15 protein-coding genes, 1 tRNA gene and 2 pseudogenes are annotated in these 21229 nt (G+C 69.4%); 9 read left to right on the top strand and 9 right to left on the bottom strand.

All coding sequences use genetic code 11. The features are described 5' to 3' along the window. The first annotated feature begins 4 nt into the window (after positions 1 to 4). Both KPL57_RS62160 and KPL57_RS62155 read left to right on the top strand, forming a co-directional pair. Complete coding sequence (locus tag KPL57_RS62160) at positions 5 to 688, top strand: response regulator transcription factor (RefSeq protein WP_020628064.1); 684 nt, start codon at positions 5 to 7, stop codon at positions 686 to 688. Positions 689 to 715: 27 nt separating this feature from the next. Next, positions 716 to 789: transfer RNA gene (locus KPL57_RS62155), tRNA-Pro, on the top strand. A 1228-nt stretch (positions 790 to 2017) separates the two neighbouring features. Here the strand turns inward: KPL57_RS62155 and KPL57_RS62150 are convergent. Continuing rightward, on the bottom strand, positions 2018 to 5305 hold the full coding sequence (locus KPL57_RS62150; protein WP_226359103.1) for a condensation domain-containing protein: 3288 nt from the start codon (positions 5303 to 5305) through the stop codon (positions 2018 to 2020). 155 nt (positions 5306 to 5460) lie between these two features. Here KPL57_RS62150 and KPL57_RS62145 point away from each other — a divergent pair. Further along, positions 5461 to 6725 (top strand): IS3 family transposase gene (locus tag KPL57_RS62145; protein ID WP_226359102.1). Its coding sequence is split into 2 segments (ribosomal slippage): positions 5461 to 5812 and positions 5812 to 6725, totalling 1266 coding nucleotides; the frame shifts between segments, so codons are not numbered across the junction. Here the strand turns inward: KPL57_RS62145 and KPL57_RS62140 are convergent. From KPL57_RS62140 to KPL57_RS71420, 5 genes and pseudogenes are all read right to left on the bottom strand, one after another. After that, positions 6706 to 7698: a cytochrome P450 gene (locus tag KPL57_RS62140; protein ID WP_226359101.1), complete on the bottom strand. Its 993-nt coding sequence runs from the start codon at positions 7696 to 7698 to the stop codon at positions 6706 to 6708. The genes KPL57_RS62145 and KPL57_RS62140 overlap by 20 nt on opposite strands. 30 nt (positions 7699 to 7728) lie before the next feature. Further along, positions 7729 to 8638: pseudogene (locus KPL57_RS62135) on the bottom strand (IS5 family transposase); the annotation flags it as partial. Between the two features lie 251 nt (positions 8639 to 8889). Next, a complete protein-coding gene (locus tag KPL57_RS62130) occupies positions 8890 to 10845 on the bottom strand; it encodes a condensation domain-containing protein (RefSeq protein WP_374203974.1) in 1956 nt (651 codons plus the stop codon). Between the two features lie 433 nt (positions 10846 to 11278). Next, positions 11279 to 11869 (bottom strand): hypothetical protein, encoded by a 591-nt coding sequence (locus KPL57_RS71425; RefSeq protein WP_308253417.1) that lies wholly within the window; start codon positions 11867 to 11869, stop codon positions 11279 to 11281. A 67-nt stretch (positions 11870 to 11936) separates the two neighbouring features. Next, a pseudogene (locus KPL57_RS71420) lies at positions 11937 to 12692 on the bottom strand (MFS transporter); the annotation flags it as partial. A gap of 187 nt (positions 12693 to 12879) precedes the next feature. Here KPL57_RS71420 and KPL57_RS62120 point away from each other — a divergent pair. The 3 genes from KPL57_RS62120 to KPL57_RS71415 all read left to right on the top strand — a co-directional run bounded on the left by KPL57_RS62120 (position 12880) and on the right by KPL57_RS71415 (position 14710). Next, positions 12880 to 13461, top strand: coding sequence for a TetR/AcrR family transcriptional regulator (locus KPL57_RS62120; RefSeq protein ID WP_060712267.1), 582 nt, complete (start codon positions 12880 to 12882; stop codon positions 13459 to 13461). 533 nt (positions 13462 to 13994) lie between these two features. Then, positions 13995 to 14387, top strand: coding sequence for a hypothetical protein (locus tag KPL57_RS62115; protein ID WP_226359098.1), 393 nt, complete (start codon positions 13995 to 13997; stop codon positions 14385 to 14387). Positions 14388 to 14419: 32 nt separating this feature from the next. Continuing rightward, positions 14420 to 14710 (top strand): DUF1918 domain-containing protein, encoded by a 291-nt coding sequence (locus KPL57_RS71415; RefSeq protein WP_308253404.1) that lies wholly within the window; start codon positions 14420 to 14422, stop codon positions 14708 to 14710. Here KPL57_RS71415 and KPL57_RS62105 read toward each other — a convergent pair. The 3 genes from KPL57_RS62105 to KPL57_RS62095 form a co-directional block, all read right to left on the bottom strand. Then, complete coding sequence (locus KPL57_RS62105) at positions 14703 to 15467, bottom strand: transposase family protein (RefSeq protein WP_226359097.1); 765 nt, start codon at positions 15465 to 15467, stop codon at positions 14703 to 14705. The genes KPL57_RS71415 and KPL57_RS62105 overlap by 8 nt on opposite strands. Positions 15468 to 15608: 141 nt before the next feature. Then, complete coding sequence (locus tag KPL57_RS62100; RefSeq protein ID WP_226350834.1) at positions 15609 to 16373, bottom strand: transposase family protein; 765 nt, start codon at positions 16371 to 16373, stop codon at positions 15609 to 15611. A 150-nt stretch (positions 16374 to 16523) separates the two neighbouring features. Next, positions 16524 to 18200: an IS1634 family transposase gene (locus KPL57_RS62095; RefSeq protein ID WP_226359096.1), complete on the bottom strand. Its 1677-nt coding sequence runs from the start codon at positions 18198 to 18200 to the stop codon at positions 16524 to 16526. Positions 18201 to 18541: 341 nt separating this feature from the next. Between KPL57_RS62095 and KPL57_RS62090 the strand changes: the two genes are divergently transcribed. The 3 genes from KPL57_RS62090 to KPL57_RS62080 all read left to right on the top strand — a co-directional run bounded on the left by KPL57_RS62090 (position 18542) and on the right by KPL57_RS62080 (position 21217). Then, entirely contained in the window at positions 18542 to 18685 is a 144-nt protein-coding gene (locus tag KPL57_RS62090; protein WP_226359095.1) for a hypothetical protein, read from the top strand. Positions 18686 to 19402: 717 nt separating this feature from the next. Continuing rightward, on the top strand, positions 19403 to 20395 hold the full coding sequence (locus KPL57_RS62085) for an iron-siderophore ABC transporter substrate-binding protein (RefSeq protein WP_170918283.1): 993 nt from the start codon (positions 19403 to 19405) through the stop codon (positions 20393 to 20395). Positions 20396 to 21007: 612 nt separating this feature from the next. Then, entirely contained in the window at positions 21008 to 21217 is a 210-nt protein-coding gene (locus KPL57_RS62080) for an MbtH family protein (RefSeq protein ID WP_020627831.1), read from the top strand. Positions 21218 to 21229: the final 12 nt, after the last annotated feature.

Below are 21229 nucleotides of genomic sequence, written 5' to 3'. Positions count from 1 at the left end.
CAGCGTGCTGATCATCGACGACCACGAGCTCGTCGGGTCGTCGCTGGCGCTGGCGCTGCGCGCGGAGGGAGAACCGGCGTCGTTCCGGCCCGCGCACTCCCACGTCGACGTGCACCGCGCCGTCGCGGGGGTCGAGCCCGGGTTGCTGGTCCTCGACCTGGACCTCGGTCGCGACGCCGACGGCCGCCGGATCGACACCGTCCCGCTCGTCCCGGGGCTGCGTGCCCAGGGCTGGCGGGTCCTCGTGCTCTCGGGGAGCTCCAACCCCATCCGGATCGGCGCCGCCCTGCACCACGGCGGCTTCACCTGGGTGTCGAAGACGGCCTCGATGCCGGCGCTGGTCGTCGCGATCCGCGAGGCCCGCGCCGGTCGTTCGCTGCTGCACGCCACCCACCGCGACGAGCTCGTGCAGCGCTACGTCGAGTGGGACCGCCGCCAGCGAGCCGTCCGCGGACGCATCGCGACCCTGACCCGCCGCGAGCGGGAAGTCCTCGAACTGCTCGCCGCCGGTATGCGGGCGCACGCCATCGCCGAGCACTTCGTCGTGTCGCTCCCGACGGTCCGCACGCAGGTCAGGGCGGTGCTCGCGAAGCTCGACGTCGGCTCGCAGCTGGAGGCGGTCGCGCTCGTGCGCAGCGTCGACGCCACGGACGACACCCCTGGTGGGGTCCTGCCGTGGATGCGGTAAAGTTCCACGTGCCCCGCGAGGGGTGGCCGGGACGTGGCGCAGCTTGGTAGCGCACTTGACTGGGGGTCAAGGGGTCGCAGGTTCAAATCCTGTCGTCCCGACAGGCCGGAGGCCGGTATCCGAGAGCATCGGGTACCGGCCTTTACTCGTGTGACCAGCGGATTCGTGGCAGTGTCGTGGTCCCCGGATGGTCCCCGGGGCTGGTGGGCCCGAGTCCTCGGGCGGTCCTGCGAACCGTTGTGTGACTAGCTGAGTGACTATGTGCGGGAGGCTGGCCCGCCATGATCGTCGTTGTCGAGGGTCCCAGTGCGGCGGGGAAGTCGACGTGGTGTGCGCGGTTCGGGGAAGGGCCAGGTGGTCCCGGAGTACGGCCCGACAGGGCACGAGCCCGACGGTGTGGATCGGGAAGCCCAAGCGGCCTACTGGGTCGGGGTGCACGCGAATCGCTGGGCGGCGGCCAGGTCGATCGACGCGGATGGTGGTGTCGCGGTGTGTGACAGCGACCCGCTGAAGCTGCAGTACAGCTGGTGTCTGGCGCGGGTCGGAGCGGGCCCGATCGACCGGTGGGATCACGAGTTGCGCGCGGTGCGCCGGGCGTTCGGGACCGGTCGGCTGGGGTTCGCCGATCTCGTGCTGGTGTCGGTCTCTGATCTGTCGACGTTGCGGTCGCGGAAGGGGTTGGCGACCGGGCGAGGTTGCGGCGCAGTTTCGAGTTGCACGCGCGGCTTCGTGAGCCGTTGCGGGAGTGGTATCGGGCTGTGGACGTGCTGGAGCCGGGGCGTGTGGTGGGAGCTGCCGGGTTCGGGCGTGCCGAGGGGCATCGAGCCCCGCCGGGACCGGTCGGACCCCGCGTTGCTCGATGGCCTTGTCGACTCACTTCCCTCGATTGCGACTGCGTGAGCCGATGGCCTAGCGGTCGAGGACCGGGAAGATGTCGTCCTGGAGATGTGCTCCAGCAGCATTCCGGAGTCGGCCGTCGCGGTACGGATGGTCCGCACCCTGCGTGCCGAACCGGGGCACGATCGCGGCAAGGCGGATCGCAGACCAACTCGGCTACGGGATCGGGTTGGTGCGGCTGTGGGTTCGAGGGACTGACGATGGCGTCCGGCCGTGTGCGGCTCGTGACCGGCAGGCGATGTCGTCCCAGCAGCCGGGCCACGGCCTGGTTGGAGGCGGGCATCATCGGTGCCGTGATGGCAGACGGGAGTGGGTTCTGTGCCGATGACTCCGCCTCCGGAGTCGGCGTCATGGGCTCGGCCCAGGACCGCTCGGAGTGGACGACGAGCTCGCCGTGCAGACCGCCGCCGTGCTCGACCCGGGGCTGTGCGGTCAGGCGTTTCCCGCGGACTCCTCGATCTCGGCGAGCAGCGCTTCGAACACTTCAGAGCCCGCGAGCTCGCCCTGCGCGCGGACGATTCGTGGGGCCAGCTCGTCGACGGACGGTGATTCGAACACGTCCCGTACGGTGACCTCCACGCCGAACGCATCGCGGACGCGGGCCACGAGCCGAGTCGCGAGCATGGAGAAGCCGCCGAGTTCGAAGAAGCTGTCGTGCACACCGACGTTCGTGAGCGAGAGCAGCTCTTCGATCATCGCGACCAGCTGTCGCTCCATCTCGGTGCGCGGCGCGGCATGGCTCGGACCGTCGTCGTCCCCTGCTGGACGGGGCAGTGCGCGCAGGTCGTAGTCACCCCACGGAGTGCGCGGCAATGAGTCGAGCACGACGATGCGGCGAGGCGCGAGATGCTCCGGCAGCCGTGTCCGGAGATGGTTGTGCAGCGCGATGACGTCCGGCCGAGAGGTGCCTCCGGCGGCGTAGGCGATGAGATCCGGCGGAGATCCTGCGGTCGTCTCGATGACCAGCGCGTCCTGCACGCCCAGGGCGTCCCGGAGGAATGACACGATCTCGGCAGGGTCGATTCCTGGCTGCGTGCCGACGCGGCCTGCGAGCTCCAGGGTCCCGTCTGGGCGCCGGCGCGCGAGATCGCCGGTCGGCTCCGGTCCGATCCAGATCTCACCGGGCTCGCCGACCGCGGTGGAGCGGCCTGACGGGTGTCGCAGCGTGACCGGCGCGGCCGGGGTCCCGATCGGGACGCGCAGTGGTGCGGTGGCGACGTGCATGTCGTGAGGAACGTCGAACCAGGCACTGGGACGGCCGTCGGTGGCCACCCGGTACAAGCCGACACACCGACAGTCCTCGGCCATGCCGCGCAGGGCCTCGACGTCATGAGGCAGCAGAGAACCGTCGTTCTCCACGAGAACACAGCGTAGGTCGGGGAGTCGGCGCCCGGTGGCCGCGAGTGCGCGAAGCACCGGCGGGTCGACGTAGACGACCGTGGCCTCCTGCTCGCGCAGCCAGTCCGCGAGCCCGGCGGCGTCGGTGCCGAACGGCCGGTCAGGAACGACGATCGTGGCGCCCGCGTCGAATCCCGTGCAGAGCGCGGACATCAGGTGTCCGGGGCGGTGAGAGAGAATCACGAAGCGGTCTGCGGGACCGAGGCCGAAGCGACCTGTTGCCCAGTCGCGCCCTGCTGCCGGAGATGCTGCGCCGCCGGGTTCGGATGTGCCGTCGTCGGCCACCGCTGCGCTGAGATCGACCGTTCCGGCTGCCGGGACGCCGCCCTGTGGACACGGGTCGAGAACGTGCGTGAGACCGAGTGGTCGGGTGAGGGCCGGGTCGTCGGTCTCGATGACCTGAACGTCGGCGCCGGTGCCGGCCACCGCGGCGAGCGTGACCAGGAACGACGCTGTCGGTCTCCGAACCACGCCGACCCGACGAGTCAGGGCGCTGCCCGGGTGCGTAGACAGCTCGGAGACAACCCGACGCGCGGCGGTGGCGGCCCACCGGTAGGTCCACCGTCCTCTGGCGTCGACGACCGCGACCCTGTTCCCGTCGGTGGCGTGCCGGTCGAGTGCCAGGGCCGGCGCCGGCGCCGGGGCGGGCTCGTTCGGACCGGGCTCGGCGTCCGGTTCTGCGGCAATGTCGAGCAACCGCACCGAGGTGTCGGCGACGGCGGCACGCAGCAGGTTGCGCATCTGCCCGAGCAGGGCGCGCCCTGTCGCGTCGTCGCACCGATCGGCTGGGAAGTCGAGCGCGAACCGGAGCGCCCCACCGGCTTCCTGAGCGGTGAGGTTCAGGTCGAAACGGCTGAACAGGGACGGTGTGTCGATCGGCTCGATGCGCAGCGTCGGTACCTGCTCGGCCTCCGGGTTCCCGACGACGTTCAGTACGACCTCGAAGAGCGGGGTGCGACGTGGGTCGCGGACGATGTCCAGATCGCGTACCAGCTCGTCCATCGGTGCCTCGGCGTGTGCGTAGGCGTCGAGTGCCACGCGCCGGACGCGCTCGAGCTGGTCGGCGAAGGTCGGCGAGCCCGAGAGGTCGGCGCGGAGGGGAAGCAGGTTGACGAAGAAGCCGATCAGGCGGTCGGACACGCTCGTCGTCCGGCCGGCGACCGGGACCCCCACCACGATGTCGTGTTGTCCGCTCCACCGAGCCAGCACCGTCGTGAACACGGTGAAGAGCACCATGAACGACGTCACGCCCTGTTCACGACACAGTTCGTGCAGGGCAGCAGTCTCCTCGGTGGGGAGCACCTCGGTCACCTGGCCGGCTTCCGCGCGCATGTCACCGGTCCGCCGCTGCACGGTCGGCAGCGCGAGGGCACGCGGTGCCTGTTCCAAGTGGGTACGCCAGTGGCTGAGCTGGCTCTCGAGTACGTCACCGGTGAGCCAGTCCCGTTGCCACGCCGCGTAGTCGCGGTACTGCACCGGCAAGGGCGCCAGCCCGGCGCGTTCCGTGTCACCGTCCGCCTCGTAGAGGGCGGTCAACTCCCTGATGAACAGGCCGATCGACCACGCGTCGGAGACGATGTGGTGCATCGTGACGCCGAGCGCGTGTACGTCGTCGTCGAGCTGGATCAGCACGCACCGCAGCAGCGGGCCGGTGGTCAGGTCGAAGGGGGTCGTGAGCTCCTCGTCGAGGACGATGCGAGCTGCGACATCCGGTTCGGCGCGGTCACGCACGTCCTCGAACCGGATGCGCCATGTCGGATCCGGCGGGTCGACGATCTGGCGAGGCTCGCCGGACTCCGCGGTGAAACGGGTGCGGAGCGACTCGTGCCGCGTCATGATCGAGCAGATGCTCCTCTGGATCGCCGCGGTGTCGAGCGGCCCGGTGATCCGCCTGCGTCCGTGCACGTTGTAGATCGGCCCAGGGAGAAGTTGGTTCTCCATCCACAGCCGATACTGGTCGAACGAGAGGATCGTGTCCGGTTCCGCGGGCCGGGCGCGGAGCTCGGGAGGTCGGGCAGCAGCACGCGCGGTGCGCGACCGCGCCGAGACGACGGCGGCCAGTCCTGCGACCGTCCGTGCCTCGACGTAGTCCGCGACCGGCACGTCCACCCCGGTCGTCCGGCGGATCCGAGCGACGACGCCCGGCACTTGCCCGAGATCGGTCAGCGTCAGCAGTGCGTCGTCGACCTCGACGTCGCGACCGAGCGTCTCGGCGAGGATCCCGAGTACGGCGTCCTCGTAGGGTGTGGTGGGAGGCAGGGCGGGTGCGATCCGCTGCGAGGTTGACCGGCGCGCCATGATCCGACGGTAGGCCGCGGTCATGGCCGACGGTTGTCCCGCGAATCCGGCGCTCGTCGTGCCGCCGCGGTGTGGCTCAGATCCGGGTCGGAACGATGCGCAGCGGCAACGGGGCTTGACCCCAGATCTTGGACACGCTGATTCCAGCACTGCTGGGGAAGCGAGATGATCCAGCGATCATGGCCAGGAAGAGTTTCACCGACGAGTTCCGTCGGCAGGCTGTTGATCTGTATGAGTCCACCCCGGGTGCCACCGTCCGTGGTATCGCCGACGACCTGGGCATCGCGCGGGGCACGTTGCGGGACTGGCTCACGATCCACGGCACGGGGAACAAGACCGCAGCTGATGGCAGTAGCTGCCCCAGCCCGGTACAGCCCATGCGTACCACGCCGGGGTCGGGCCTGGGTGGGGAGGAACCACCGAGGCAGAAGATCGCCCGTCTCGAGGCCCGGGTCCGTGAACTCGAGATCAGCGAGAAGAAGCTGACCGCCGAGCGGGAGATCCTGCAGCGGGCGGCCAAGTATTTCGCGGGGGAGACGCGCTGGTGACCCGCTTCCAGTTCGTCGCTGACCACCGGCACACCTTCGAGGTGAAGCGGTTGTGCGAGCTCGTGCACGTCTCGAGGTCGTCGTTCTACGCCTGGTTGGCTGCGGCCCCGGTCCGGGCGCGGCGGGCCGCTGGTGATGCGGTGTTGGTGGCGCGGATCCAGACGATCCATGACGGCGACAACACCATCGGTGCGCCGCGGGCCACCACAGAGCTCAACGACGGTGTCGCCGCCGCCGATCGGGTCAACCACAAACGCGTCGCGCGGGTCATGCGCGCGGCCGGGATCGCCGGCTACCGCCGCCGACGCCGCGTGCACACCACGATCGTCGAGCAGCCCCGGCAGACGGTGCCCGACCTGCTCAGGCGGGATTTCACCGCCCCAGCACCGAACCAGGTCTACGTCGGTGACATCACCTACCTGCCCCTCGCAGGCGGGACGAACCTGTATCTGGCCACGGTGATCGACTGCTGCTCCCGCAAACTCGCCGGCTGGGCCCTGGCTGATCACATGCGCACCGACCTGGTCAACGACGCGCTCCACGCCGCGGAACGGGCTCGTGGGTCGCTGCGCGGGGCGGTCTTCCACAGCGACCACGGAGCGGTCTACACCTCGAGTGCCTACGCCGAGCTCTGCGACCGGCTCGGGGTGACCCGTTCCATGGGCGCGGTCGGGTCGTCGGCGGACAACGCCTTGGCCGAGTCGTTCAACGCCACCGTCAAACGCGAGGTCCTCCAGGACAACACCTGCTGGCCCGACGCGGCCACCTGCCGACGGCAGGTCTTCAGATGGCTGACCCGCTACAACACCCGCCGACGGCACTCCTACTGCCAGCACCTGTCCCCGAACACCTACGAACAGGCCCTCCCGGCTACCGTCACAGCCACAGCCGCGTAATCAACCACCGTGTCCAAGATCCGGGGTCAAGGCCCAACCGCGCGTAGCCGTGCAGGAAGTTCGACCGCATGAGCTCGGCCGGTCCCGCCGGCTCGAGGAGTTCGACGGTATCCACAAGACGATTCAGAACGCTCCGGATCTGTACCCGGGCCAGACCGGTCCCGGGGCAGCTGTGTGGGCCGGCGGCGAACCCGATGTGTGGGTTCGGGTAGCGGTACACGTCGAACTCCTCGGCCTGCTCGAAGACGTCCGCGTCGCGGTTCGCCGACCGTGGGAACACGACGACCGGCTCGCCGGCACGGATGGCGCGGCCGCCCAGCTCGACGTCTCGGACGGCGACGCGCGCCAGGTGCCGTACCGGGTTGGCCCATCGGACGGCCTCCTCGACCGCTGTCGGGACAGTCGTCGGGTCGGCCCTCAGCGCGGCCAACACGGCTGGTCGTGTGCTCAACACCTGCAGCAGATTGCCGAGCAGGCTGCGAGTGGTCGTGGTCCCGCCTATGGCCAGGTTCAGCGCGTTGAGAACGGCTTCCCCGACGCTCAGCCCCTCCCGGTTCCCCTTGCCCGTGACGAGACGGCGGACCAGACCGGAGTTCGTCGAGCGGGGGGAGCGGAGCAACCGCGCGAAGTAGGAGAGCAGCTCGTCGTCCGCGCGACCGGCCTCGACGCGCAGATCGCTCGCGCCGTCCTCGCTCGGTCCGGAGAGGAACACCTGCGCGGTGCGGGCCGTGATCCAGTTCAGGTCCTCGGCGGGGAGCTCGAGCAGTAGTCCGGCGGCGTGCGTCGGGACCTGCGATGCGAGCGCGACCATGACGTCCACCGGCCCCGGTCCGGACACCAGCTCCGACACGAGTTCTCGGACGTGCCGATCGATCGTCGGTTCCAGCGATCCGACTGCTCCGTCTGCGAAGAAGGCGCCGACGCTGCGGCGAAGTCTGCGGTGCTCCGGTGGGTCGGTCACCTCCACCATCATCCCGGCTGCCGGGTCCTTGTCGGGTCTCAGAGCGTGTTTGGAAATTCTAGTGGGTTGAGGGTGTCGTGTGTTTCTGCTGGCGGGTGGCGGGGTATCCACGGGCGATGCGGCGGGTGATGGTGTTGATCGCGGCCCAGCGGATCATGGCTTCGGATGTGGTGGGGTGGCGTTCGTAGTCTCGGGCCAGGCGTCGGTGTGCGGTGAGCCAGGCCAGGGTCCGTTCGACCACCCACCTTCGTGGGAGGACGGTGAATCCGCGCTGCTCGGGTGGCTTGCGGATGATCTCGATCGTTGTCTGCAGGATCGTGGCGGCCCAGTCGAGCAGTCGCCCGGCGAAGCCGGCGTCGGCGTAGACGAACCGCACCCTGGTGCGCAGGTAGAGGTTGAGCAGGATCGGCTTGGCGCCGTCGCGGTCCTGTACCGAGGCCGAGCACACCATCGTGGTCAGCAGCAGACCGAGGGTGTCGGTCACGATGAACCGTTTCCGTCCGCCTGTCTTCTTCCCGGCGTCGTAGCCGCGGGAGTCCTGGCCGACGGTGTCGGCGCCCTTGACCGACTGGGAATCGATGATCCCCGCACTCGGCTCCGGATCACGGCCCTCGGCGATACGTAACTGCCCCCGCACGACCGGGAGGATCTTCTCGGTGACCTTCTGCTGTTCCCACTGGTTGAAGTACCAGTAGACGGTCTGCCAGGGCGGGAAGTCCACCGGCAACGCCCGCCAGGCACACCCGGTCCGCACGACATACAAGATCGCGTCCAGCACGTCCCGACGAGCATGAGCAACAGGCCGCCCCCGCCGCGCGAGCGGCGGTAACAACGGCTCGATCACCACCCACTGGGCATCACTGGTGTCCGAGGGGTACCGGCGCGGTCGTTCCTGCATGCCGACCACGATGGAGCACCCCAGCCGTGTCGACCATCCCGACACACCCACCATTTCCAAACACGCTCTCAGGCTGTCCAGGGTCATGCCGTGCGTGGCCGAGAAGGTGGCTGTGTCGCGGTAGACGCGCAGTGCCTCGGCGTAACGGATGACGGCCCAGAACCCGTTCCTGCTCTTCGGCGCGTGCCAGAAGACGGAGCACTCCGGCCGCAGTCCCGAGAGCACGCCGTCCACCAGGGCTGCTCGAGCCGGATGCGGGTCGGCGAGATCGACGGAGGGTATCGGATCGCTGTGATCCGGGCGGCTCATCCGGCGGCCTCCCCGGAGGATCCTGCGACCTCGGTCATGACCGTGCTGCAGGCGTCGACGAGTTGCAGGACCGTCGCCTCGTCGAGCAGGTCCCTCGCGTAGACGACGGCGCCTTCCATACCGTCATCGATGCGCTGGGTGAGGTGGATGGTGACGTCGAAGTGGGTGTGCGGCGGGAAGGGCACAACGAACCCGGGTGGGTCGGCAGGTGCGCCGTGCAGCGCGACGAACACGTCGAACAGTGGGTGGCGTCCCGATGAGCTGGTCGGTTCGATCTCGGTGGACGCGACCATGTCCTCGAACGGCAGGACCGCGTGCTCCGTCGCGGCATCCCGACGTGCCCTGACCTGCCTGGCCAGCTGGGTGAACGTGGGACGCTCCCCGAGATCGAGCCGCAGCACCGCTGTCTGCTCGATCATCCCCACGACGTCGTCGAGGGACGGGTGGTCCCGGCCGTCGACCGCGACGCCGAGGTTCACGGTCGTGCTGTCGATCCAGCGACTCAGGCCGCTGACGACGGTCGTGAGTGCTCCGGTCGGCTGGTCGCCGCCGGCTGCGTCGCGCACCGCTCGTATGGCGGGAGGCGACACGGAGAACCGCACCACGGCGCATCGGCTGTCCCGCACTTCGCGACGCGGTCGGTCGAGCGGGAGGTCGGCGAGTGGAGGGCCGGACAGCGTGGTCCGCCAGAACTCGCGGTGCCGGGCGGCTCCTGCGCTCGCAGAGCGGTCTCGTTCCCATGTCGCGTAGTCGTTGTAGCTCAGGGCGGGGGAGACGACTGCACGACCGCGGTACGTCGCCCGCAACTGCGACGTGACCAGCGCACGCGACCTCTCGTCGGCCGCGATCTGATGCACGACCGCCAAGAGGAACGGCGCGGCGCACGGGGTCGGCCGGACCAGACGCAGCCGTACGGGCGGCTCGTGTGCGAGATCGAAGGGCCTGGCCAGCTCGGCGGCCAGGACCGATTCCGGATCGGCCGTCTCGAGCGGGGGTGGTCCGGGAGGTGGGCCCACGGCGGCGACGGGCAGCCCGGCCGCGTCGGCTTCGTAGCGGGTGCACAACATCGGGTGTCGTCGGAACAGTCCGTCCAATGCCGTGTCCAGTGCCGCCCGGTCGAACGGCCCCGGTAGCCGCACGACGACGGCCGAGCCGTCGGCAGTGTTCTCGGGGTCGGCGCGGTGTCGCAGCCAGAGTCGCCACTGGGCCGCGGAGAGCCGTGCCTCGTCACCGGCGGCGGGGCTGGGCATCGGTGTCGCATCGGCGCCGCTGTCCAGTATCCGGGCGAGCCCGTACACCGTGCGGACCTCGAACAGCGAGTTGATCGGCACCTCCGTGGCGAGCTGCTCGTTCAGCCGCAGGACGATCTGTACGGCGCGCAGTGAGTCGCCACCCATGGCGAAGAAGTCCTCGTGGACACCGACCGTGTCGCGGCCGAGGACATCGGCCAGCACGGAGGCGATCAGCCGTGCGGTGGGGCCCGCGTCGTCGTCGGACAGCGCGTCGGTCGTCGCCGGCTGATGCGCGCCGACAGCGGGCCGGCCCGACGTGGCGAGGGCCGCACGGTCGAGCTTGCCGTTCGGGGTCCGTGGGAACGTGTCGTGCACCAGGAAGCGGGCCGGGATCATGTAGCCGGGAAGGACGCGGCTCAGGCTGCTGCGCAACCGGTCGGCGTCCGGCGGCCGACTCACGTCGACGGGCCGGATGTGACCGTCCAGTGACGTGCTGCCCTCTGGGCTCCTGACGCTGGTCACCACCGCCTCGGCGACTCCGGGAACGCCCACCAGGGCGTGCTCGATCTCACCGGGCTCGATCCGGAATCCGCGGATCTTGACCTGGTCGTCGCAGCGACCGAGGATCCGGATCCGCCCGTCCGGGGACGACCGGGCGAGATCACCGGTGCGGTAGAGGCGGCCGCCGTGCGGGGACGTCGGGTCGGCGACGAATCGCATCGAGGTCAGTCCGGCTCGACGGTGGTAGCCGACGGCGAGCCCCGCACCGCCGATGTACAGTTCGCCGACCTCCTCCGCAAGAACGGGTGCTGTCCGCGGTACACGGTGCTCCCCTCGGCGAACGACGTCCGGGTGTAGGACAGCTGTCCTCTCCGGACAAGCTCGCCGAGCAGGTCCGGGAACTCCGTCCGGCTCGACGTCCCGATGTTCCCGGGGCGGCGGGCCGGCAACGGTTCCGCCTGACCCACCACCCTGTGCGCGAGCTCCCCCACAGCGCCTCCACGGCGTATCGGACTCCTGCCCGGTCTGGGCGGTGAGTTCGGTACGTCCGACCGTAGGTGTGTGGGCTATCAGGGCCCTATCGAGCTGTATGTCCGATACGGCGGCGGCAGCGGTGATCGGTGCGGGTCGCCCGATCACCGCGCCGAGCCGGTCAGCTCCTGGTGCGCAGACCCAGCACGATCGCCACCGCCATCACGGCGGACAGCACCGCACTGACCAGGCCGATCGTCGACAGCGACGAGGTGAACGCCTGGGTGCCCGCTGCGACCAGCTCTCCGGCCTCCGTGCCGGGGAGCCGGCCGGCAGCCTCCACGGTGCCGGCGAAGGTGTCGGCACCTCCCGCCTCTCCTCCGACAGGGGATCCCGCGAGCTGAGTGCGGTAGATGAACGTGCCGAGCGCGCCGAGCACCGCGACGCCCAGTGCCATGCCCAGCTCGGTCGCGGTCTCGGAGACGGCGGCCGCCGAGCCCGCCTTCTCCGGCGGGGAGGAGCCGACGATCAGGTCGGTGCCCAGGGCGATCAGCGGGCCGCCACCGGCGTAGGTCAGGCTGAATCCGACCACCGCCACCCACAGTCCGGTCTCCGGGCCGACCGTTGCGAGCATCAGGTGTCCGACGATGGAGATCAGGAGACCGCCGGCGACGATGTGGGCCGGCGCGAAGCGTCCGGCCAGGGCCGGAGCGGCCATCGAGGTCACGATCAGCCCGAGCGCCGCGGGCAGCAGCCAGAGGCCGGCCGCCATGGGGGGACTGCCCCTGTGCCAGCTGCAGGTACTGGGTCACGTAGAGGTAGGTGCCGCCGGCGACGAACATCGCCAGCAGCATGGCCACGGCGGCGGTGCTGAAGGCCCGGCTCCGGAACAGGGTGAGGTCGATCAGCGGGGTCGTCAGGCGCCGCTGCCGGCGGGCGAAGACGACGCCGAGTGTCAGACCGGCGACGATCGCCATCGCGGCGATGCCGGCGTTGCCTCCCACCGCGAGCTCCTTGAGGCCGTAGACGACGGGCATGATCGCGCCGAGGGACAGGGCGACGCTCGCCAGATCGATCGGGTCGGCCTGGTCGGCGCGGTACTCCGGCAGCAGGAGCGGTCCGGCGACGAGCAGCAGCGCCATGACCGGCACCGCGATCAGGAAGACCGAGCCCCACCAGAAGACCTGCAGCAGCGCGCCGCCGATCACCGGACCGAGCGCGATCCCGACCGAGAACATGGTGACCCACAGCCCGATCGCCATGCCGCGCTGGCGCGGGTCGCCGAACATCGCGCTGATCAGTGACAGGGTCGAGGGCATCAGGGTCGCGCCGGCGATCCCCAGAGCGGCCCGGCTGACCAGGAGAGCCTCCGGGCTGGTCGCCAGTGCGGCCACGATCGACGCGACGCCGAAGGCGGCCGCGCCGATCAGGAGCAGCTTCCGCCGCCCGATGCGGTCGCCGAGGCTGCCCATCGTGACCAGCAGGCCCGCGATCATGAAGCCGTAGATGTCGATGATCCACAGCATCTGCTGTGCGGTGGCGCCGAGATCCAGGGTGATCGCGGGACCGGCCAGGTGCAGGACGCTGACGTCCATCGAGACGAGGAGGGTGGGAAGTGCCAGTACCGCGAGGCCGAGCCATTCGCGGGTACCGGCGCGCTGCTCGCGAGGCGCGACGGTGGTCATGACGGGACTCCTTGGTCGAAGTTGGCGTACCATCGGTACGTACAAGGGGACCGTAGCACGTTCACATACCGTCGGTACATGAAATCGGGGAGGGTCGATGACCGGAGTGCGGGTCCGGCAGCGGGAGCAGACGCGCCAGGCGCTGATCCAGGAGGCGCGGACGTTGTTCGCCCAGCGTGGCTACGGCGCGGTCGGGCTGGCCGAGATCGTGGCCGCCGCCGGTGTCACCAAGGGGGCCCTCTACCACAGCTTCGACGGCAAGATCGGCCTGTTCCGCGAGGTCCTCGCGCAGGTCCAGTCGGAGGTCGCCGACCGGGTGGCCACATCGGTGTCCGACGACGCGGACTCCTGGGTCTCCTTCGTCGAAGGGTGCCGGGCGTTCCTGTCGGTGTCGAACGACCCCGAGCTGTCCCGGATCATGCTGATCGACGGGCCCGCGGTCCTGGGGTGGGCGGAGTGGCGGCGGCTGGACGAGCAGACCTCCGCGCGGCATCTGGCGGAGTCGCTGCAGCAGCTCGTCGACGACGGGGTGATCGCGGCGCAGCCGGTCGAGCCGCTGACCAGGCTGTTGTCCGGTGCGATGAACGAGGCTGCCCTGTGGCTGGCCGAGGCGCGGGGGACGGTGGACAGCGAGGCCGTCTGGACCGCGTTCCACGGCCTGCTCTGCTCGCTCCGCTGACGTCGGACCGCCGACCGGGGTGTCGGCCGGGTCGTCCGCTCCGGGCAGCAGAGGTCTCTCCGCCGGCATGCCCTCGGCGCAGCCGGGTAGTCCGCTCGTCATGACCCACGACCGTCGCAGCTCCGGGTCCGGCTCCGTGCTCGGTCCCTCCGGTGCGGGTGTCCGCCCTCCCGGCGCGGCTCGACGGGATCCGGTGGGCCACGTGATCGCGCGTCGAGCCGTCGTCCGCCGACCGTGTCGAGGAACAGGGCCGCGTGCGGTGCGCGGATTCCGGTTCCCGGCAGATGGTCGGCGCGATCCTCTGTTCCCCTCGATATCGACCCCCCATGGTGCGTCGCCAGGAATAGGGCCGTCGTCGGAATCGGTTCGTCTGTGTCGAGAACGCGATGTGACAGCGCCGCGCGATCGGTTCCGCGAGGACCGGGGTGCCGCGCGGACATCGCCGGAACAGGGGTGCGAGAAGGAGGGCTTCTGTGATGGGAGTTGATCGGATCAGAGTGGACTCCCCGCATCCGGATGTGTATCGGATCCGGGTGTGGGGCTTCCTGGACACCACAGCGGGTGCGCGGATCCTGCGCCAGGTCGACGCCCGCCTCGCCCTGCTCGACGACGCCCGTGTGCGGGCCGGGCACATCCTGGCCGACCTGGCCGGGGTCGCGGCTGCGCCCTCGCCGGGGCTGTCCGCTCTGCGCCACGCCACCTACGCGACCGCGCGCCGCGGGGTGGGTTTCCACCTCGTCGGTGCGGGGCACCTCGCGGCACGGGCCGGGGTGCGGGCCCACGCCGTGCTGGAGCGGATCGGGCAGTTCCCCGATCTGTCGGCTGCACTGGACACGCTGGTCACGGCCCCGGACCATCGCGACGGGGGCCGGTCACCGCGCCCGTGCCGGGGCGTCGCGTCACCGAGCCCCCGGTCCCGAGGGTGAGCACCGCAGGAGAAGGAGGAAGGTGGAGAACGATGCAGGCAGTCGTGGGCGACCACATCGTCGTCGAGTCCGCCACGCTGGGGCGAACCGCCCGACTCGGTGAGGTGCTCGGCGTGCTGGGACAGAACGGGGAGCCGCCGTACCGGGTCCGGTGGGCCGATGGGGCGGAGTCGCTCTACAGTCCCGGCGCCGACGCCCGGGTGCGGCTCGTCGCGCCCGAGCCCGACCCGGAGGAAACCGTGATCGGGGAGGGCGACGTCGAGTGGGTGGAACCGGTTCGCGACGACGGTTCTCCGGAGGCTTATTCAGGCTCCGTCAGGTAAGTGCGTAGAAGATGAGTCCGATGACTGCCGAGATCGTCGTTTTAAATGTGGCGTAGGGTCGGCGGTAGTCTGTGTGGAGGGCTTTCCACGACTTGATATGGGCGATGACTCGCTCGATGGTGGCGCGTGTGCGGTTGAGGCTCTTGTTGAATGTTTTCTGCCAGTCGAGAAGTTCCCGGCCGGGTTGTTTTTTGAACGGGGTGAGCATGCCGCGCCCGATGTAGCCTTTATCGCCGATCGGTGGGTATGTGGCGAGGTGGTCGAGGGCGCCGGATTGGTCGAGGCAATGTAGGTCGTGTCGGGAGCCTGGGGTCGGGTCGGAGATCCACGACAGCTGCCCTTCCAGGGTGGCTGCGACCTGGACGACGACGCCGGTGGTGCGATGCTTGCCCGACCACAGACCTGGTACGGCGGTCCATGACCAGCAGGGCAGCAGGGTTCCGTCGATGATGTACTGCCGATCGGCACGAAGCTCCTCCGCAGTCGGAACTACACTCCGCAGCGCCTGCGCCAGCAACGGTGTCACCCCCGCGATCGCTCGACTGACCGTCGACTGCGACACCCCGTAGGTTTCCGCCAACTCCCACTGCACACGATTCCCGCGCAGATACGCCAACGTGATCACCACCGACCAGAACAATCCCAGAATCGGCGGCCAAGGCCGTCGCAGGCCAGTCGCGTTCCGCTGATCCTGCTCATGCACCAGAGCGGCAAGATCCTGAATCTCATCACGCCGAAAGCCAGTGGTATAGTACATACTGCGACAGCCCATTCATCTCGGATTGATTCGACAAACCAATCTTCGCGATGGACGGACTGTCGCCCAACCCGACACGCCGGGCTAGATCGTTATTTCACGGGCCCTGAATAAGCCTCCCGGAGGCTTATTCAGGCTCCGTCAGGTAAGTGCGTAGAAGATGAGTCCGATGACTGCCGAGATCGTCGTTTTAAATGTGGCGTAGGGTCGGCGGTAGTCTGTGTGGAGAACTTTCCACGACTTGATATGGGCGATGACTCGCTCGATGGTGGCGCGTGTGCGGTTGAGGCTCTTGTTGAATGTTTTCTGCCAGTCGAGAAGTTCCCGGCCGGGTTGTTTTTTGAACGGGGTGAGCATGCCGCGCCCGATGTAGCCTTTATCGCCGATCGGTGGGTATGTGGCGAGGTGGTCGAGGGCGCCGGATTGGTCGAGGCAATGTAGGTCGTGTCGGGAGCCTGGGGTCGGGTCGGAGATCCACGACAGCTGCCCTTCCAGGGTGGCTGCGACCTGGACGACGACGCCGGTGGTGCGATGCTTGCCCGACCACAGACCTGGTACGGCGGTCCATGACCAGCAGGGCAGCAGGGTTCCGTCGATGATGTACTGCCGATCGGCACGAAGCTCCTCCGCAGTCGGAACTACACTCCGCAGCGCCTGCGCCAGCAACGGTGTCACCCCCGCGATCGCTCGACTGACCGTCGACTGCGACACCCCGTAGGTTTCCGCCAACTCCCACTGCACACGATTCCCGCGCAGATACGCCAACGTGATCACCACCGACCAGAACAATCCCAGAATCGGCGGCCAAGGCCGTCGCAGGCCAGTCGCGTTCCGCTGATCCTGCTCATGCACCAGAGCGGCAAGATCCTGAATCTCATCACGCCGAAAGCCAGTGGTATAGTACATACTGCGACAGCCCATTCATCTCGGATTGATTCGACAAACCAATCTTCGCGATGGACGGGCTGTCGCCCAACCCGACACGCCGGGCTAGATCGTTATTTCACGGGCCCTGAATAAGCCTCCCGGTATCGGACCTGACTTCGGTCACTTGTCTTAGTGCTTCGCCGCGGGCTGACGGAGCGCGTCGAGGAGGGCCTGTTTGTCGGCGGGGACGGCGGGCGGGAAGGTCTGCTGGGTGCCGTTGATGGCGATGGTGGCCGAGCGCAGTGGTCGGAGCTGGCGGACGACGTTGCGGATGGTGAGCCCGGTGCGGTTCTGGATCTCGCGGGCGACTGCGAGGGCGGTGAACACGATGGTCAGGTGCGCTTCGATGGACTGGCGTTGGTGGTGGAACATCGGGCGGGCGCGTAGGTCGGTTTTGCTCATCCGGAAGGACTGCTCGACGTGCCAGAGGTCGTGGTAGTCGCCGATGATCTCCCCGGCCGCTGCGCCGCCGGCCGGGATGTTGGTCACGTAGCCCTTCAACCCGACCAACCGGTATGCCCGAGCCAAGGAGGCCTCGTCCAGGGCGCGGGAGCCGTTGGTGACCTTGACGAACCGCGGTGTGCGCGCGGGCTTCTCGCCGGCGATGACCTCGCGGGCCCGGTTCTCCTGCAGGGTCAACGTGCGCCGGTCCCGGACGGCCCGCTTCGTGGAGTAGGCCCAGACCGCCCGCCAGGATCCCGGATGCTGGTTGGGGTTCCAGACGGGCTCGGCCTTGACCTTCGGGCTGTTCTCGCTGCGCCCGGTGCGGCGGTCGCGTGGTGTGAGGGTGTCGATGATCTGCCCGTCGACGAAGGCGTCGCCGTGCCAGTGGAAGTGCGACTCCAGGTCAACCGGGGCCTTGGTGAGTCGGGAGCCGACGATGAACCGCAGGTCGGCCTCGTCGAGGTCGCGCAGGTTCGCGGCCGAGAGCATCCCTGCGTCGGCGACCACGACCATCCCGCCCGGCTCGACCGGCAGCTGGTGTCGGGCCCGGAAGGCCTCGATGATCGGCAGGATCGTCGCGGTCTCGGTCTTGTTGCCCTCGAAACAGCCGATCTCGAGGGGGAACCCTGCGCGATCGACCAGCAGCCCGACGACGACCTGCGGGTCGACCCGGCGTTCCTTGGAGAACCCGACCTTGCGCAGGTCGTCCTCCTTCTCCGCCTCGAAGTAGAGGGTGGTGACGTCGTAGAGACACAACGACACATCCCCACTGCCACGGGCGTGGGTGAAGCAGGCCCTCGCGATCTCGTCGCGGTAGCTGCGCCCGGTGCAGCGCAGCAGGGTGCGGCGCATCGTCTTTTCGCTCGCCGCGGTGACGCCCAGACCGGCCAGCACCCGACCGGTGTCCAGGATGGACGTGGGCTCGACGATCCGGGCGATCACCAGGTCGCGGAACGTGTCATCAGCGACCTCTGCGAACCCGAGGCCCGCGTAGACCTCGGCGAGGATGTCGAACAGCACCCGCGACCCGGTCGTGATCACCTGCGGCGCACCCACCCGCCGGGTTGTGGTGCTCGGGGCGCGCCGCGGCATCTGGCCGAACAGCCCCTCCTGCGTGGCACCGCCGGCCGCGGTGGGCGCGATCAGCTCGGCCCGCCGGGGTGACGGCGCGACGCCCAGATCCAGGGCCTGCTGTGCAGCGTCGTCGATCAGCCCACGGGCCTGCTCGACCAGCAGGCCCAGCTCGGCCTCGGTGTGCGCTGACCCGACATGGGCCACGATCCGTCGATGGCCCTGCACGGACTCGGCGATCTGGACCGCGGTCGCCCCGGAGGCCGTCCGTACCCGCCTCACCCACGCCACCTGACCGAGCGTAGAGCACCGAATTAGTGCCTCACACCGCTCCCGCGCAAACACATCACCGCAGCTCAGCGCAGTACAAGCTGCGAAACCAGGCTCGGGTGACCAAAGTCAGGTCGGATCCGCGTCCTTGACAACCGCCGTGGAGTGTCTTATTAGTGGAGGTGTCCGAGAGATCGGACACCGCACGACAACCGTCCGAGTGTGAGCGACGGTTCCTCCGAGCAGGCCGGGAATGGTAGGCCGAAGTGAGCCCGGGCGACAGATATGGTGACGTCGTCCGTGCCGTGCCCCGTTTCCCGGTGTGCGTGGAAAAGGTCGGAAAGGGAGGTGAGAACCTGGTGATGCGTACCAATCCGTTCCGTGCGCTGGACCGGTTCCTCGACCCGGACGCCAGACCGTTCGTCCCGGCGGCCCCGGGTTGGCCGACGCACGTCGCGATCGGGTCGACGATCGCGGACGACAGCTCCTGGTCCGGTCCTCCCTGACGCGGCGGTCCGCCGAGGTCACGGCCACCGAACGGCCACGGAACGGCCACGACGACAGGTTCGGAAGGGGGTGGCAGCCACCTCGAGACTTCTGATCATCGACCGACCATCACTCGAACCGCACGGTGGAGTCGCCCACGGGTCGGGCACCGTCCGCGGTGCTCCGACCGGGGCGACTCCGCTCCTCGACCCTCGTGAGGTGATGACGATGCTGGACGCCCCGTGTGTAGCGCCCTCGGGTGTTCCGGCCCGAGCCGACACGGCCCCCGTCGTCGAGATGCCGCTCGACGGCCGTACCTCACCCGACTGCGGGGTCACCGCCCACGTCGAGACCGGGCCCGACACCGACGCCGCGTTCTTCGCCATCGTCGCCGCGTCCGGTCCGTGGCCCGAAGCCCGGCCTCGGACCGCCCGCCGTCGCACGATCCGGCGTCCTCGCACCGACACCGCCACCGACCGCGAGGACACGCCCGACCGCGCCGGCCCGGGAGGCGCCGGACCGGGAACGCGACCAACGCGGCACGACGCCGGGCGCCGAAGAGTGCGCCCCGACCAACGCTCGCCTCCGACCGCATGAGCAGGGGCCCCGGGCCGTCACGGCCCGGGGCCCCTGCTCATGCGCGTCGGTCCTCATCGGACCATCGTGACTGTGCGGTGCCGCACCGATACCGCGACCGATCTTCCGCGGACGAGTACCTCCTGCGTAACTTACGAGGTATGCCTAAGTTAAGTCGCCGAGGACTCCTCGGTGCCGCCGTGTGCGGCGCGCTGCTGTTCGGAACCGTCGCCTGCGGCAGTGAGTCCTCCGGTGCCCCCGACACCGCCCAGGGCTCGGTCACGGTCACCCACGCACTGGGCACCACGACCGTGCCGCCCGGTGTCTCACGGATCGTGGCGCTCGGGCCCACCGGGTTCGACGTCGCACTGGCGCTGCAGGCGCCCGTCGTCGGAGCGTCCTCCAGCGGCAGCGAGTCCGGTCTCTCCCCGTGGACGTCGCAGGCCCCGGGGGCCAAGGACGTCGAGGTGCTCCCCGTGACCGGCGAGGCCACCGAGGTGAACATCGAGCAGGTCGCCGCCCTGAAGCCGGACCTGATCTTCGCCCCTGGCTACTTCGCGCTGCAGAAGTCCTACCAGCAGCTCAGTGCGATCGCGCCGACGATCGGCTACCAGAAGGGCCCGGCCCAGGACACCTGGCAGGAGATGACGACGCAGCTCGCGACGGCGCTCGGCCGGCCGGCCGACGCCGAGCGGGTCATCGGCCAGGTGCAGACGAAGCTCGACGAGACGCGGGCCGCGCACCCGGCGCTGCAGGGTGCCACCTACACCTTCGGCTTCGTGCAGCCCGGTGCGGTGACCGCCCTGCGTGACCCGGACGACGCGATGAACTCGGTGCCCGCGGCGCTGGGGCTCTCGCTGTCGCCGCAGATCCTCGCGCTGCCGAAGGGGGAGTCGTTCGGGGTGCAGCTCTCCTCCGAGCAGATCGCCTCGCTCGACGCGGACGCCCTCGTCCTGTTCGACGGCGGTGACGCGGAGGCACTCAGGACCCTCCAGCAGAACCCGCTGTACGAGCGGCTGCCGGTGGTGCAGCGCGGCGCGGTCGTGACCTACGACTACGACGAGTTCATCGGGCTGCGCAACCCGTCCCCGCTGTCGATCCCATGGATCGTCGACCGGATCGCCCCGCGTCTGTCGGACGCCGTGTCCAAGTAGTCCCTCGTCCTCCACTGCGGCCGGCTCCGGCATCCCCGGTGCCGGCCGCAGTCGTGTGCGGAGGGTTGATCCCCGGGGCCGGGGCCTCCGTCGAACGGGCCGAGGAGGCCCGGGGCGTCACACCAGGACGCAGTAACGCCAACGCGCGACGAGATCAGTCAAACGAGTGACGCTGGCCTCCTCACGCTACTCCGACCTGGCGTTTCGGGCGGTGTGGGAGTTCTGCGTGATGTCACTCTCTAGGCGGGATGTTGATCGATGTGATGAAGTTAGGCTCGCCTTAGAGAAGTGCAGCCGACCATGTGCAAGGGACAGTGATGGCCGACCCCGCGAGGGTGCGAAGCGGTGGCGGTCGGACGACCGGCTGCGTCGCCGAGTGTCGGGACGAGGTCGGGCGGCACCACGGCAGCCTCACCGAGGACACCACGACGGGGAGCGCGAGCCTCGGGAGCCCGGTCGCTCTCCGTGATACCAGCAGCCCCCGACCGTCGACCCGCGACGGCCACGACCAGCTCGAGCGGGCGGTGTCCGCCGGCACCGAGCGGTCCGGCCCGTGTCCCGCCGGTCGCGCCGCGCGCTGATCCGACCCGACCGACGACAGAGGAGACAGCCATGTCCGTCAACCCGTTCGACGACGAGACCGGGACGTTCTACGCCCTGGTCAACGACGAGGGTCAGTACTCCCTGTGGCCCGGGTTCGCCGCCGTCCCCGCGGGTTGGCAGGTCGCGCACGGTCCGGCCGACCGCGCGTCCTGCCTCGCGCACGTCGAGCAGCACTGGACCGACCTGCGACCGCGCAGCTTGGCCGACCGCACCGGCTGACCCGCTCCACCC

The organism is Pseudonocardia sp. ICBG601 (genome assembly GCF_020496245.1).
Note: the sequence above shows the minus strand (reverse complement) of the source record. Positions and strands in the feature narration are given on the sequence as shown.